This window comes from Psychromonas sp. KJ10-2 (genome assembly GCF_047323255.1).
GTDB lineage: Bacteria > Pseudomonadota > Gammaproteobacteria > Enterobacterales > Psychromonadaceae > Psychromonas.
In genome coordinates this window covers 1,876,789-1,891,868 of the sequence record NZ_CP178827.1, presented here as the reverse complement: position 1 = coordinate 1,891,868, position 15,080 = coordinate 1,876,789, and the positions used below count along the sequence as shown (strand labels likewise).

Sequence of the window (15,080 nt, the reverse complement as noted above, 5' to 3'; positions counted from 1 at the left end):
ACATCACTTTCCTAATTACAATTTATGCTTGGCGGCCATAGCGCTGTGGTACCACCCGATCCCATGCCGAACTCAGAAGTGAAACGCAGCTGCGCCGATGATAGTGTGGGGTCTCCCCATGTGAAAGTAGGTCATCGCCAAGCGCCTCATTTAAAATAGCCCCACTGGTTAGTTCCGGTGGGGCTTTTTAATTGTGTTGATTTATGCTGACCTACGCAGAAAGTAGGGCGAGTTTACCGACAGGTAAGGGTCACGAGCGGAGGAGCTCTGCGACGACTTTCCATCGCCAAGCGCCTAACAACGATAAACCCCAGTCTTCGAAAGAAGGCTGGGGTTTTTTCGTTATTGGCTGTTGGTTTAAGAGCGACTTGAACATGGGATAAACAAAAGCAGCGACGTAGTCGCCATCCTTATGTGTGACAGTTGGGCGAATATCGCGACAGCGATGGGTTATGAGCAATGTTCACCCATCGCCAAGCGCCTAATTTAAAATAGCCCTACTGGTTAGTTCCGGTGGGGCTTTTTTAATTGTGTTGATTTATGCTAACCTACTTGAACATGGGATAAACAAAAGCAGCGACGCAGTCGCCATCCTTATGTGTGACAGTAGGGCGAATATCGCGAAAGCGATGGGTTATGAGCAATGTTCACCCATCACCAAACGCCTCATTAAACGAACTCTGTTGACTCACGTCGACAAGATTTTTTTATGTCTGAAATTCGAGGATATAATACTTACCGTACTGACCTATTCTGTTTACGACACATCCTTTGACCTCGGGGCGCTGGCTTTAGCCTGCAGTGTCTTTGTGTTAATTTTGGTTTTAGCTTATGACATTAAAAATTAAATAATCATTAGCTTCTCCCATTTAGGGTATTAGCCGAATGTGGTCATTTTCTGTGTTTAAGGAGCTGATTAATACTCACAATATCACTAAAACCCAACACATTAAAACTGCAGGCTAAAGCCAGCGCCCCGAATATCAAGCTTTGCTTGATAGCTGTCGCTCTGTTATGAGATCAGTGAAAGTGTTGAATTTTAATGTTGATGTAACGTATTTACGAAACATCTTTTGACCTTGGGGCGCTGCCTTTAGCCGGTAGTGTCCGTGTGTTAATTTTGGTTTTAGCTTATGACATTAAAAATTAAATAATTATTAGCTTCTCCCATTTAGAGTATTAGCCGAATGTGGTCGTTTTCTGTGTTTAAGGAGCTGATTAATACTCACAATATCACTAAAAGCTAACACATTAAAACTGCAGGCTAAAGCCAGCGCCCCGAATATCAAGCTTCGCTTGATAGCTGTCGCACTGTTATGAGATCAGTGAAAGTGTTGAATTTTAATGTTGATGTAACGTATTTACGAAACATCTCCTAAGGGGCGCTGCCTTTAGGCTGCTTCTTTTGATTTTAATGTTTTATGTTGTGAACTGTTTATTGGTTCGCTTCGCTCATCGAAACTAATACACATATGCGATAACTCGCATACTGGCAGGCTAAAAAAGGGTGCGCAGAGCTTACCCGCTCATGAGACCAACCTGACGGTTGATTCGCCCAGCGCCTCGAATATCAAGCTTCGCTTGATAGCTGTCGCACTGTTATGCGATTAGTGATGGTATTGAGTTTTAATGGAACGTAATTGACGAGTAACATCGTAAGTTACGACACATCTCCTAAGGGGCGCTGGCTTTAGCCTGCAGTGTCTTTGTGTTAATTTTGGTTTTACCTTATGGCATTAAAAATTAAATAATAATTAGCTTTTCCCATTTAGAGTATTAGCCGAATGTGGTCGTTTTCTGTGTTTAAGGAGCTGATTAATACTCACAATATCACTAAAAGCCAACACATTAAAACTGCAGGCTAAAGCCAGCGCCCCGAATATCAAGCTGAGCTTGATAGCTGTCGCTCTGTTATGAGATTAGTGAAAGTGTTGAATTTTAATGTTGATGTAACGTATTTACGAAACATCTTTTGACCTTGGGGCGCTGCCTTTAGGCTGCTTCTTTTGATTTTAATGTTTTATGTTGTGAACTGTTTATTGGTTCGTTTCCCTCATCGAAACTAATACACATATGCGATAACCCGCATACGGGCAGGCTGAAGCATGCGCCCTGATTATCAAGCTTCGCTTGATAGCTGTCGCACTGTCATGCGATTAGTGATGGTATTGAGTTTTAATGGAACGTAATTGACGAGTAACATCGTAAGTTACGACACACCTCCTAAGGGGCGCTGACTTTAGTCTGCAGTGTTTTGATTTTTATGTGTTGGGCTTGGGCTCATTGGTCCAGTGCCCCGAGTATCAAGCAATGCTTAATTGCTGTCGCTACTCATTAAGCATTCATCATCGAAACTTCGAATCATTGTTTGAATCTTGCCACCTATTTAATTGTACCCGATAGTTTAAGCATCAACATTTCTTGATTAGTATTGATATCAGAGAGTTAGAAAATGTCTATTTAGTAATAGCAACTTAAGCATTTAAACAATGTCTTATTATTCATTACTTTCTTAATAGGTTATTAAACATAGGTTTATTTTGCTAATTTTTAAATTTTTGGTAGATAGTATTAGGCTTTATAGAATGATCAGGGTATTAATGTATTGGTATTAAAGGGTAGTTATACCCATCACACTAAGTAACTGATCTATTTTACTTGTTAAAATAACTGACGCCTTCGTTGTGATTTTCATTAATAGACTATTAACTAAGTTAATCGTCGAAAGGCTTAAACGACGCCTTTAACTAAGGCATTTTTCCTGCGCAAAATTGAGTTCGCTTATTTAATGCAATTGGATTGATAAGGAAATAGTTATGAAATCACTCATGCTTAGTCTAGTGGTTGTTTTGTGTTTATTGATTACAATGACCTTCTTTGAACCATTTCATTCAGAAGATGCTGCGCAGGTAAACTCTCATAGTTCAAGTGATAAAAGTATTATTGGCAATGCATTTAAACAAGATGCTGCTTTGATCCGCAATACCTATGAATCACAGTTATATACCTTATCTGCTTTCAAATCTGGCCATTATGGGCTGAGAATGTACCGTCAAAGCTTAGATGATAAATATGCAGCTGCTATTTGGTCTGATATGGCTCGAGTAGCCAGTCGTTTAAACTATTTTGCTAATGAAGTGAATACACCCGCGCAAATAACTGCTTATTCAGCAAAACGCATTAATAATTATTTAGTAGATGCCAGTGAACGAAGCGTATTACGTTATCAGGTTACAAAAGCGATACCTGAATATTTGTACCTTGGTGTTGATTTATTAGGCTCTATGGCCCGTGCAAATGAGTATGGCTTGAAACATCAACAGGATGCTAAGTTAAGGGAAGTAATAGGTCGTTATGACTTTACTAACTATGCCACCAATCAGGAGATGATAAAGGCTTGGGCTGCACAGTTAGCTAATCAAGTATACTGGTTAAAGCAACTAGGTGAGCAGGATGTAACTGAAGAGTTTATCGAAGCATTCAGAGAAACCTATCCAGATCATCAAGATCAGCAATTATCTGAACAACAGTTAATTAACAAAGTGTATGGTTTAACCCACATTATATTTGCTGCTTCAGCCTATTATCAATTTCCAATTAACGAGACCGATTTTCAATGGATCTATGATTATTATCGAAACAATATCGATATGATTATTGAGCGCACTAAAGAAGATGTGATTGCAGAAGTGGGTATTAATTTTTTACTCGCTGGTTTAGCTGACGATCCTGTTGTACTACAAACACAAAGTGTTATTCAAAAATCACTTGATAGAGAGCATGGGTTAGTGCCTTCTGTAGATGGCGAGTTTGATCTTAAAAAAGGCGAACACCGTAATGTATTAGCAATTATGCTATTAGATTGGCAAGGTGTACATCAAGCGCCAACGGTGAATGCTCAACCTGATTTATTTAAGTCTGTGCCCTATGGTTTAGTTAATAAATAACGCTTCTAATCAAAACCAATAACAAGAAAGGTTTATATGAAATATAGCTTTAATGTAGAAGATGCTGGTCAGATATTTGTAGGGGCATTTGCGTTAGCGGTACCCGTTTCTTTTTCTGAAGAAGCATGGAAACTGGGTGAAACTTTACCCACACCTAACTTGTTAATGTTGCTGTTCTTATCCATTCTATTTTTAAGCCTTTATACCTATCACAGTGTTTTCCAAACTAATATTATTGAACGACGTTTTGTCTTTGTTTTTCGCATTGTGATTGCTTATTTGATGACTGCTTTTGTCGTTGCACTGGTTTTATTGTGTCTTAATAAATTGCCATTCCTTGACTCTCCTTGGATAGCCATTAAACGTATTATCGTTATCAGTATGCCTGCATCGATGGGTGCAATTGTTGTAGATAGTTTCGATAAAGAGTAAGGAAACATTAACCTTACTCTACCTAAGTTATTACCAAGGGATACTTTTACCTTGCCAATCCACAAAGCTGACTTCACCGTCTAACTCACTGTTGTCTACTATGGCAAAAAGCTGTGAGGCAACAAACTCGCTAGTAAATAGTTTTCCTTCTGGTACATTCTTCTGAAATGGTTTAGATAAAGGGCTATCCGTTGTGCCAGGGTGAAATGAAATGAGCTTAATATTCTTAGCCGTTCTAGCAAGCTCAATGGCTGCGGTTTTTAACAACATATTCGTTGCTGCTTTAGAAGCTCGGTAGCTATACCACCCACCGATTTTATTATCAGCAATACTGCCTACTCTTGCGGAGAAAATAACAACTTTACAGGTTTCCTTACCAGATAAGTACGGCACGAGATTCTTCAGCCATAACATAGGTGTGATGGTATTAGCATTCATAACCTCAGTGAAACTATCCACATCAAAAGCCTGTAAGCGTTTCTCAGGGGTAATATGCTGGTTATGCAATAATCCATGACAGATAAAGACATTGGTTATCAGCGTCGCTTTATTTTCCTTAATCGAATCAATAGCTTCATTGATATAGTGCTCTTGATAATCAGCTAAAGTGATGACTTTACTGTTGCGGAATAGCGGTTGCTGATAAAAACTAGGATCACGAGTAATAACAATTAGTCCATTATTATTTTCATTGACTGTTTGTAACGCTAATGCTTTTGCTATTTCACTATTTGCCCCGATGATTAATGTCGTTGGGTTTGCCATAACAGGTTCCTTGTTCACAGTGTTTCATGCCTATACCAAAACGTTGGTACATGAAATTTGAAATTGGCTGGCGATATTTAGCAACTAATAGATAAATTTGATGGGAGAGAGGTTTAATTATTGCCCATTGCAAAGGAGCAACTAACCAGCCTTTACCAACTAGTGTCCAAGCTCTATGGGTAACATCTAAACCTAAGAGTATTTTGCCTTGATATTTGCCATGTAAAATAGCTAATCCTTGGTTAATATCGATCTCAGGATAAATAGTATTAAAATCCGCTTGATGGAGATCCACGAGTAGGATTTGGTCTGCTTTATCCTGTTCCTTTAATCTTTGCATCTCTAAGCTGCATAGTGGGCATTGCCCATCATAGAAAATAGTAAGCTGTTGCATATTCATTTCGACGCCTCTACTTGATGAAGTGGTGAATCTGGTTTAGCGTAACTTAATCGGCTTAAACGTTGACTACTGTGGTAACTGTCTAACCCTGAAATAGCAACCGTCTGCAACGCTTCTATATCAATATACCCATCTTCTTTGATAGCACTCTCTTCGCATAACACATGGCTAATTTCACCAATCACCATCTGTGTATTATTAAGTGCGATAGGCAGTATCTCTTTTAATTTAACCACGAACTTTAAACTGCTTTCTTTGACAAAAGGGACATTATCAATATAACCACATTCAAGACCAGCCATCTCAAATTCACTCTCTTCTATTGGGTAACGTGCTGAAGTTTGATGGGCTTGTTGGTAAAACGCCTCAGAGACTTGGTTAATGGTATAGACTTGAGTTTCAATAATATTATCTAGGGTGTGTCGTTGTCCTGTGTCTGGACGCATAATAAATCCCACTAACGCAGGAGAGGCACCCAAGTGAACAACTGAGCTGAATATGGCTACATTAGTGTTACCTTGCTTGTCTTGTGTGGCAATTAGGTTCGCGCTTTTAAATCCCGATAAACTGTTAATAAAACGCGCACGCTCTCGTGTTGGCATCTGTTTAATTTGTTGTTGTGTGAAATGTTGAATAGCGATAACAAGCCCCTAGCATCTATTTTTAATATTCAAAGATACGTTAATGCCTGAACTTAAGATCTACCACAGATAAAATTAACAGCTTGTTATGTTATCTTGATAGTCCTTTATAGCACTCTATAGGTGAACTAATGAAACGCATTTCTCTTTGTTTATTATTAACATCATTGGTTATCACTCCTTTTGCACAGGCAAGTAATACTGAAGGGGCTTCATTAGATCTCGCTCAGGTAACTTATGTACAAGCTACACAGAGCCAAAATGGAAGTTGGTGTTTTAATACTCAGGTGCATCATAACGACCAAGGCTGGGAACATTATGCCGATGCATGGCAAGTGTTGGATCTACAAGGTAATGTATTAGGTGAAAGAAAATTACTTCACCCTCATGATAATGAACAACCTTTCACACGTAGTTTGTGTAATGTTCAGATTAAACCTGAACTACAGAAAGTGGTGGTCCGTGCTAAATGTAATGAGCATGGCTGGGGTGATAAAACGGTAACGGTGAACTTATCAAGTGAAGCAGGAAAAGAGTTTAAGGTGATTCGAAATAATAAATAACTCGATAGCAGAGATCAATTGGCTACCATCAAGTTATATAAAATAAGTGATTGGTATTATTTAGTGTGTTGCAATGTAAGGCTCTACGATTGCATTGTCTAAACTGTATGACATAGTGATCTTTTTATTGCCATCCACAAGATACAGGTCTTTCACTTCAGGTGTTATACGTAAAGTACCAGTGATCTTAATCGGCATAAAAGGTGAGCCAGCAGCAACAGGTGTTTTTGCTTTCACAAAAATCAACTGATTCGCTGGCGGCACAGGTTTATGAGAACAAGCGCCGATTGTTGGGACTAATAAAAACTCAGAAACTGTTCCTTTATCAAATTCTAGCGCAAGCATATAACCCGACATTTCAATTTCTCTATCAGCTAATAGATCATTGGTGATTAATGCTGCTTTCTCGCGTTTTTGAATGATGATTTCGCGTTGTTCAAACATATAATCAATATCGACATTCTCTGCTATTAATTGTGCTTTAGCATCTTCTGCTTCTTGTAACATAGCCTCTGTCAGATCGTAATCAGGGTATAAACGTTGCATCTCTGAAATACGTCCATACACAGAAAGATTATATAACTGTTCATCGGTTAAATCTGCAAAAGGGTCTTGGTAAGGTTCTACTTTACCTTCCAAGTCCTGCCATGTTATTTTCATTGGCTGGGCTTGCACCATGGAGGTCAAGCCCAGCAATAAAGTGATTAAAAATAGTTTCTTCATAATTTCCTAAAACTTAATACTCATCCCATCTGATAATGAATATTTATAAATCAACCACCCTGGAATAAATGCGATCACTAAAGCACTTAGTTGGATGATTGCTAAGATAAACCAATCATTAGATGTGAGCGTATTGATATCTAAATAGAAGCCATAATAGCTTGCTAATGGTGCCTGTAGCGTAAACAGAAGTAGGTAAAGTAATGCAACACCTAATAAAATACCAGCAAAACAAACAAAACCAGCTTCACCAATAATTAAACCAAAGATATGACCAGGTCTTGCTCCTACTGAGCGTAATATTGCCATTTCACGTCGACGCTCATTCAGACTCATTAAGATGATACTTAACATACCTAATAGTCCAACTAAGACAACAAAAGCAGTAACAATGTTCAATGCGACCTCAGCAAGGCTAAAGAACTGCCATAACTCTTGAAGCGCAACAGCAGGAATAATCGCAGATAATGGCTCAGCTTGGTAGTTATTCACATAACTTTGCATGCTTAAAATCGCTTGAGGCGAAGTTAAACCAACAAAAATAGCATTGATTTTTTCTGGTTTTATTTTTAATAAGCGAGCAACACGTTGGTCTTGTGTATCTTGGTGACCGTGGTGTGCATGGGCATCATGGTCGTCGTGGTCGGCATGTGCTACTTCATCATGTCCATGTTCGGCGTGATCAGCATGCTCTTCGTGAGTCGCTTCATCATGATGTTCATGTGCGTCGTGGTCAGCATGCTCTTCGTGAATCGCTTCATCATGATGTTCATGTGCGTCGTGGTCAGCATGGGCTTCTTGAGTCGCTTGGTCATGATGTTCATGTTCGTCGTGGTCAGCATGCGCTTCGTGAGTCGCTTGGTCATTGTGTTCATGTTCATCGTGGTCAGCGTGCGCTTCGTGAGTCGCTTCATCATGATGTTCATGTGCGTCATGGTCAGCATGGGTTTCGTGAGTCGCTTGGTCATGATGTTCATGTTCGTCGTGGTCAGCATACGCTTCGTGAGTAGCTTCATCATGGTGTTCATGTTCGTCGTGGTCAGCATGCGCTTCGTGGGTCGCTTGGTCATGATGTTCATGTTCGTCGTGGTCAGCATGGGCTTCGTGAGTAGCTTCATCATGGTGTTCATGTTCATCGTGGTCAGCATGCTCTTGATGATTATCACTAGGTAGAATCTGTTCTCCGGGTAGTGCACCAAAGTGACCGTGATTATCAGTATGCATTGCTTCCATTGCTTCCAATGAAATAATTAAAGTTTGGTCAATTGCAGTGAAAGAGGGCGCTAAGATGGCACTAATATAAAAAGGAATATTGTCATGATGATGACCTTCTATTTCACCGCCACCATGTGTCACGATCACTTGATCGCCAATGTTATAATTTAATTTTTTAGCAACTTCTGAGCCGATAACAACAGCAAACATATCATCATCAATTGCGCCTTTATCAACTTTTAAATGCTGTTTATTAGCAAAACTAAAGTAATCATAAAAGCTTAAATCAGTAGCCATTACCGTATAACCTTTATGAGAGTCACCCATTGATATAGGCACCGCCCACTCAACCGTAGGTGATTGGCTAATCTTTTTATAGGTATTGTATTGAATGGTGTTAGGAGTATTACCTATATGGAAAACTGAACTTAATAGTAACTGTGATGATGCGCCTCTAGAGCCTATGATTAAATCAGTACCAGAGATACTTTTCATAAAGCTGCTATTGGTTTCTGTTTTTAAGGTTTGTACACCTAGTAACAAGGTTACACTGATCGCAATTGAAAATAGAGTGATAAAAAATGTCAGTTTACGGTTAAGTAAGCTCTTAAAAGCTAATGATAAAATAGCCATTATAAGGCCTCCTTAATGCTAACCTGATTAAGTTCTTGAAGATTAATATGATGTGAGAAATGGTGTTTTAAAGTAGCGTCGTGACTAACAAAAATTAACGTGATATTTTCTTTTTCGCACTCTTCAAAGAGTATTTTAATAAACGCTTGGCGGTGGTCATTATCCAGTGCAGAGGTTGGCTCATCGGCAATAATAATATCAGGGCTGCCTAACATCGCTCTTGCTGCTGCAACACGTTGTTGCTGACCGACACTTAACTCATTTACACTGCGTTTTATTAACGCTGGATCATTAATCCCTAATGCAGACAGCAAACGAATCGCTTCTTTTTGTAAACTGCCACTGCGGCTCAAGGCTTTCTGTTTACGGTCAATGGAGAAGGTACAAGGTAAAGTGATATTTTCTAAGACACTTAAATAAGGGATAAGATTAAATTGCTGAAAAATAAAACCAATATGATTGGCTCTAAAACTATCTTTTGGCTTGAAGACATCTGGTTTAATGATTGACCGAGTATTTCAACCTCACCACTTTGCGGTGTGATAACACCACCCAATAAATTTAATAGTGTACTTTTACCACTTCCACTAGGGCCTTCAATAAAAAGGTGTTGGCCTTGATCAATGCTGAGTGCATCGATATTAATAATGGGCTCTTTTTGCCATGCAAAACGTAAGTTATTTATATTGATCATATTTTTCTCGTTTGTTTTGAAGATAGTCAAATATCACTTTGTTACAATATAACAATAATCCGGTCATAACATAACGAAATTTAAAAATTTTACGAGATACTAATGTCAGATAAGGGAATAGTTAAGCACAGGCAAAAATAGTCAGTCATTTGTTATATTAAATATATCTGTCACAGAGACTATTTTTAGCAAGTTGTTGAATAATAGATCTTAGTCAAAATCATTAAGTAATACAAAAGAATCACTTTGTTTGAACTTATAGGACGTTTATACTGATTTTAACTGCACAAGTATTAACCCTACTTGTCGCTAATCAACCATAAACTTATCAAACCATTGTGAGAGTATTTTATGTCAACTGAAGCATTAACGAGTGTACAAATTAATGAACTAGCTCAAGCACTATCAAGTGCACGTAAAGAGATTCGTATTGTAGAAGGTTTTCAGGGCCTATTCCGAACACCCTAAAGAAGCTTATCAAGTACAAGACGCCTCTATCGAAGCTTTAGATCAAGAAATCGTTGGTTGGAAAGTAGGCATGATACCACCTGATTTGCGCGATACATTAGGTGATGTACGTGTACTAGGTCCGGTTTTTAAAGATGTACATATTGAATTAACTGAAAAGCAAGCAACGGGTGAAGCATTCGACCTACCTGTTTTTGCTGGTGGTTTTATTGCTATTGAGCCTGAGTTAGTAGTAGAAATTAACCAAGAGATTAAACCTGGTAGTATCAACACTGCTGATGGTGTGACTCATCTAGTGAAAGCCGTTTATGCCGGTATCGAAATGGCAAGCAGCCCTGTGGTGGACTTAAATAGTTACGGCCCAACGGCAATTATTTCAGATATTGGTAACCAATACGGTGTGATCGTAGGCACTGCTATTGAAGATTGGGAAAATGCGATCACTAAGATGGAAACCAGCACTAGCATCAATGGTGAGTTAATTAACACAGCAGCTACAGATGGTATTTTAAATGGTCCTATGTCTGCATTAGCCTTTATGATCGACTGTTGTGCTGAGCGTGGCATCACACTGCCTGCAGGTTCAATCTGTAGCACAGGTGCAATTACTGGTGTGCATGAAGCATTAGTAGGCGCAACATCTACAGTGAAATTTGGCGATGTATGTGAAATGAACTTCACACTAGTAGATAATACTAAAAGCTAAAATACTCCTCGAATAGAGAAACAGGTAAAGCGATCTTATTAGATCGCTTTTTTATGCCATTTCCAAAGCTAATTAACAAATACTGCCACCTTGAAAGTCAATATCTTGCTTATGGCTAACAATCGCTTGTGCCGCCGCCGCTAATCCTTCAACAATTAAATCTAAAGATAAAGTCGGTTTGGAACCGTCAATAGCTTGCTCTGACATAAGTGGAATATGTACAAAACCGTGACCAATAGTGGAGTTGCGTAAATAATGTTGCACGCCGTAAAAAAGATGATTACAGACATAAGTACCTGCAGTGCTTGATACCTGTGCTGGAATACCTTTATCTTGAATCGCTTTGGTCATTGCTTTAATCGGCAAGGTTGAAAAGTATGCCGCAGGTCCATCTGCAACTACTGGCTGATCGGTAACTTGATTACCTTCATTATCTGGAATGCGATAATCATCAAGATTAATGGCGATACGTTCAGGGGTGATTGCGGCACGTCCGCCGGCTTGTCCAACTGTCATCACAAAGTCCGGTTTGTGTTGTTCAATCGCTGCAATTACTGTATCAATCGATTTTTGATGAACCACTGGCACTGAACAAGTAATAATTTTTGCACCCTCAATAGGTGTGCTTTCTAATCGTGTAATAGCCTCAAGTGCTGGATTGATTTTTTCACCACCGAAAGGTTCAAATCCTGTAATAAGTATAGTTTTCATGGTTAACCTTAAAATGCTAAGAAGTAGATAAGGAACGTATTAATGGCAAGCATTAATAGGGCTGGGAAAAATTGCATGTAAATCACTTGGTTTTTATTTTGTAATTCTAATAATGCCGCTGGCACAATATTAAAGTTAGCGGCCATCGGTGTCATTAATGTCCCACAATAACCAGAAAGCATTCCAATGACGCCAATAATAATAGGGTCACCTGATTGTTCAATCATTAATAACGGAATGGCAACACCAGTAGTGATCACGGCAAAAGCAGCAAATGCATTACCCATAATAATAGTAAATAGCGCCATTCCACATGTGTAACAAAGTACATAAGCAAATAAGTTGCTATCGGGCACGATCTCTTTCACTATTTGTGACACAGTATTACCTACACCAGCCTCACCGAATAAATAACCTAACGCGGCTAAAAATTGCGATAAAATAGCAGCCCAACCAATTGCATCAATAAGGCGACGTCCTTCATGTAAACTTTGCTGTGCTTTGCCTTTGGTGATCATTAACGCAACGATTAATGCGAGTAAAGCACTGATCCCTAATCCTATTAATGCGCTGGTACCAGTAAACTTAGACCACATAATAGTACCAATAGGCACGATTAACGCAGGTATAAACATTTTATTTTTTAGTTTATCCGCACTGGCTTTACGAAATGCTGGGTCAGAGTGGCGATAATTACCTATTCCCATAAAGCCACCTGCAGCAATCAAGGTTAAAGCTAATACCATTAAGCCGATAAACCAATCAGGTAAGACAGTACCTAAAATAAAGGATAAGCCGTAAATTAACCAAAATAAGCCAGTGCCAATACGTTTGCTATTACTAGTATCTACAAAGGTTTGTAGTGAAAAGGCAATTAAGAGTAAGCCTGTTGCTTGATATACATATTCTAACATTGCTCTTTCTCCACAGTTGCATTGGCATTATCGATTTGGCGTTGCTGTAACTTAGCAAATATATAAAAGATAAATATGGAGGCAAAAGCGGTTGGCAGCGCCCAGTAATACATCTCATCCAGCTCCATGGCATAACCGCTTTCATTTAATACACCTTTGATCAGTAACAACCCGCCACTACCAATAAACAATAATTGGCTGAAGAAATTCGCAAAGTTTTCACTCATTGCACTAAAAGCTCTAACACGTAAGCCTTCCTTAACTGGTAAGTCTGGATTATCAGTTACTGCAGCAGCCTCGGCCATTGGTGCAATTAATGGACGAACCATAGTAGGGTGACCACCTAGGCTTAAACCAATAGCATTGGTCACCTTACGAAGTAATAAGTAACTTAATGTGACCTTACTAACGGATGATTTTTTCATGGAGGAGATTAACGATTCAGCTCGTTCTTTTAAGCCATAATGCTCTAACAAACCAATCATGGGTAAAATAAGTATAAATAACGACATATATCTATTTTTAGTAAATGAAGCACCTAATATAGATAGGATCTCGATAAGGTCTAAATGTGCAACTAAACCTGTCACCACACCTGCGACTAGAATCACCAGTAATGTATTGAGCCTAAAAGCAAAGCCTATCGTAATAATAGCAATGCCGATCAATGGCCATAAATCGATCATAATATTGTCCCTAATATAAAGTGTTTGTTGAAATTCAAAGTTTGAATTTTTAGTTGGTTTACATTTTGCGTTTATATTAAATGCAAAATGCGCGTAAATTGTATTTTGCATATACTGAGCCAATATTCTTGTTTGTGATAGATCTTTTTTTGATCCTGATAAATAGACGCTTGAGCGGTCACAAATTACTTATTTAACAGAAATTGATTAAGCAAACCTGTTTTTTATTGCACTAATTTGGGACTTAACGCACTACTTTGGTTTGTTTTTAGACTTAAGGAAAGCCTGTTATTTTAATGTTTTACTTTTAAAAAAGGGGGAGGTGAAAATAGAAAATTAAATTTAGTTGTTATTAAACAATTATTTAAATTTAATTCTTGAAGGGAGAACTCAAGGTCAAGTATCAATCTTTGAAAATGGTACGAACCATGCATTTTACGAATCATTGGATATATTGAATGTAATTTACGCGTAATATGTATTCACGTTGATTTTGTAAGTTAATAAAGGATAAGGATGATCTATGAAACAATTTATTAAAATGGCTGCATTAACAGTGGCGGTTTGTACCTCTGTAACAGCAAATGCAGCAACACGTTGGGATATGGCAACACCTTATGTTGATGCAACACACCATACACAAAATATTCGCCAGTTTGCTGAAGAAGTAAAAACAGCAACAGATGGTGAATTTGAAATTATTGTGCATGCCGGCGCTTCTTTAATTAAACATAAAGAGATACCAAGAGCAGTGCGTACACAACAAGTACCAATCGGTGAAGTCTTTATCGGCATCTTAGGTAATGAAGACCCTATTTATAAATTGGATAACCTACCATTTTTAGCAACAAACTTTACGCAAGCTAAAAAGCTATATGAAGTCTCTAAATCAGCGCTACAAGCTAAGTTAGATAAAAAAGGGATGATGCTTTTGTATTCTGTGCCTTGGCCTCCACAAGGTTTATATAGTAAAGAGCCAATCAATAACATTGCTGATTTTAAAGGTGCCAAGCTACGTGCTTATAGCTCTACTTTATCACGTCTTGCGATTTTATTAGAAGCTTCACCAACAACAGTACAATCGGTAGAAATTCCACAAGCCTTTTCAACGGGCATTATTGATATGATGATCACTTCGCCAACAACAGGTGTGAGTAGCCAATCTTGGGATTATGTAAATAACTACACCGACGTACAGGCGTGGATCCCTAAAAATATGGTGATTATTAATAAACGTGCATTTAAACGTTTAGACAAATCTTTCCAACAAGCATTATTAACTGCCGCAGCCACTGCAGAACAGCGCGGTTGGGAAATGGCAATGAATGAAACAACCAGTAAAACTCAAGAGCTAGCAGCGAAAGGAATGAAGGTCGTTGAGCCAACGCCTGAACTAATGGAGTCACTGAAAGCCATTGGTGATGATATGGCTAAAGAATGGGCTGAAGAAGCAGGAGAGGAAGGTAAAGCACTATTAAGTGAATACCACTAGTCACTTACTTTTATGATGATAACGACCCAGTTATCTTCTTAGCTCAGGATTAGATAATCTAATTCTGAGCAGTATTATCAAGATCATAGG

15 protein-coding genes and 1 rRNA gene are annotated in these 15,080 nt (G+C 38.5%); 6 read left to right on the top strand and 10 right to left on the bottom strand.

Annotated features, from left to right (window positions below):
* Positions 1-27: 27 nt before the first annotated feature.
* The 3 genes from rrf (at position 28) to ACLKL2_RS09020 (ending at position 4,379) form a co-directional block, all read left to right on the top strand.
* Positions 28-143, top strand: a 5S ribosomal RNA gene (gene rrf / locus ACLKL2_RS09030).
* 2,673 nt (positions 144-2,816) lie between these two features.
* Positions 2,817-3,947: a DUF3541 domain-containing protein gene (locus tag ACLKL2_RS09025; protein ID WP_413694142.1), complete on the top strand. Its 1,131-nt coding sequence runs from the start codon at positions 2,817-2,819 to the stop codon at positions 3,945-3,947.
* A gap of 36 nt (positions 3,948-3,983) precedes the next feature.
* Complete coding sequence (locus tag ACLKL2_RS09020; protein WP_413694141.1) at positions 3,984-4,379, top strand: DUF2391 family protein; 396 nt, start codon at positions 3,984-3,986, stop codon at positions 4,377-4,379.
* A gap of 30 nt (positions 4,380-4,409) precedes the next feature.
* On the opposite strand, the gene ACLKL2_RS09015 is transcribed toward ACLKL2_RS09020, so the two are convergent.
* From ACLKL2_RS09015 to ACLKL2_RS09005, 3 genes are read right to left on the bottom strand one after another with little or no spacing between them, the layout of a single operon-like run.
* A complete protein-coding gene (locus ACLKL2_RS09015; RefSeq protein WP_413694140.1) occupies positions 4,410-5,144 on the bottom strand; it encodes an SDR family NAD(P)-dependent oxidoreductase in 735 nt (244 codons plus the stop codon).
* Positions 5,107-5,544 carry a thiol-disulfide oxidoreductase DCC family protein gene (locus tag ACLKL2_RS09010; RefSeq protein WP_413694139.1) on the bottom strand — a complete coding sequence of 146 codons (438 nt, stop codon included), beginning with the start codon at positions 5,542-5,544 and terminating at the stop codon, positions 5,107-5,109. The genes ACLKL2_RS09015 and ACLKL2_RS09010 overlap by 38 nt, the downstream gene beginning before the upstream one ends.
* The gene (locus ACLKL2_RS09005; protein WP_413694138.1) at positions 5,541-6,146 is read right to left on the bottom strand and encodes a flavin reductase family protein; all 606 of its coding nucleotides are present in this window, start codon (positions 6,144-6,146) and stop codon (positions 5,541-5,543) included. Before ACLKL2_RS09005 ends, ACLKL2_RS09010 begins: the two co-directional genes overlap by 4 nt.
* 170 nt (positions 6,147-6,316) lie before the next feature.
* Between ACLKL2_RS09005 and ACLKL2_RS09000 the strand changes: the two genes are divergently transcribed.
* Positions 6,317-6,748, top strand: coding sequence for a hypothetical protein (locus tag ACLKL2_RS09000; RefSeq protein WP_113818436.1), 432 nt, complete (start codon positions 6,317-6,319; stop codon positions 6,746-6,748).
* A gap of 60 nt (positions 6,749-6,808) precedes the next feature.
* Here ACLKL2_RS09000 and ACLKL2_RS08995 read toward each other — a convergent pair whose 3' ends face one another.
* Genes ACLKL2_RS08995 through ACLKL2_RS08980 form a run of 4 tightly spaced genes read right to left on the bottom strand, consistent with a single transcriptional unit; the run spans position 6,809 to position 10,013 of the window.
* Positions 6,809-7,471, bottom strand: coding sequence for a DUF3299 domain-containing protein (locus ACLKL2_RS08995; protein WP_113818435.1), 663 nt, complete (start codon positions 7,469-7,471; stop codon positions 6,809-6,811).
* A gap of 6 nt (positions 7,472-7,477) precedes the next feature.
* Positions 7,478-9,319, bottom strand: coding sequence for an ABC transporter permease (locus ACLKL2_RS08990; protein ID WP_413694137.1), 1,842 nt, complete (start codon positions 9,317-9,319; stop codon positions 7,478-7,480).
* The gene (locus ACLKL2_RS08985; protein WP_413694289.1) at positions 9,319-9,744 is read right to left on the bottom strand and encodes an ATP-binding cassette domain-containing protein; all 426 of its coding nucleotides are present in this window, start codon (positions 9,742-9,744) and stop codon (positions 9,319-9,321) included. Before ACLKL2_RS08985 ends, ACLKL2_RS08990 begins: the two co-directional genes overlap by 1 nt.
* The gene (locus tag ACLKL2_RS08980; protein WP_413694136.1) at positions 9,732-10,013 is read right to left on the bottom strand and encodes an ATP-binding cassette domain-containing protein; all 282 of its coding nucleotides are present in this window, start codon (positions 10,011-10,013) and stop codon (positions 9,732-9,734) included. Before ACLKL2_RS08980 ends, ACLKL2_RS08985 begins: the two co-directional genes overlap by 13 nt.
* Positions 10,014-10,551: 538 nt before the next feature.
* Here ACLKL2_RS08980 and ACLKL2_RS08975 point away from each other — a divergent pair.
* Positions 10,552-11,187 carry a fumarylacetoacetate hydrolase family protein gene (locus ACLKL2_RS08975; RefSeq protein WP_413694135.1) on the top strand — a complete coding sequence of 212 codons (636 nt, stop codon included), beginning with the start codon at positions 10,552-10,554 and terminating at the stop codon, positions 11,185-11,187.
* A 72-nt stretch (positions 11,188-11,259) separates the two neighbouring features.
* Here ACLKL2_RS08975 and pcp read toward each other — a convergent pair whose 3' ends face one another.
* Genes pcp through ACLKL2_RS08960 form a run of 3 tightly spaced genes read right to left on the bottom strand, consistent with a single transcriptional unit; the run spans position 11,260 to position 13,498 of the window.
* Entirely contained in the window at positions 11,260-11,898 is a 639-nt protein-coding gene (gene pcp / locus ACLKL2_RS08970) for a pyroglutamyl-peptidase I (RefSeq protein ID WP_413694134.1), read from the bottom strand.
* Positions 11,899-11,906: 8 nt separating this feature from the next.
* Complete coding sequence (locus ACLKL2_RS08965) at positions 11,907-12,812, bottom strand: DUF979 domain-containing protein (RefSeq protein ID WP_413694133.1); 906 nt, start codon at positions 12,810-12,812, stop codon at positions 11,907-11,909.
* Positions 12,806-13,498: a DUF969 domain-containing protein gene (locus ACLKL2_RS08960; RefSeq protein ID WP_113818429.1), complete on the bottom strand. Its 693-nt coding sequence runs from the start codon at positions 13,496-13,498 to the stop codon at positions 12,806-12,808. Before ACLKL2_RS08960 ends, ACLKL2_RS08965 begins: the two co-directional genes overlap by 7 nt.
* A gap of 523 nt (positions 13,499-14,021) precedes the next feature.
* Here ACLKL2_RS08960 and ACLKL2_RS08955 point away from each other — a divergent pair.
* On the top strand, positions 14,022-14,990 hold the full coding sequence (locus ACLKL2_RS08955; protein WP_413694132.1) for a TRAP transporter substrate-binding protein: 969 nt from the start codon (positions 14,022-14,024) through the stop codon (positions 14,988-14,990).
* Positions 14,991-15,080: the final 90 nt, after the last annotated feature.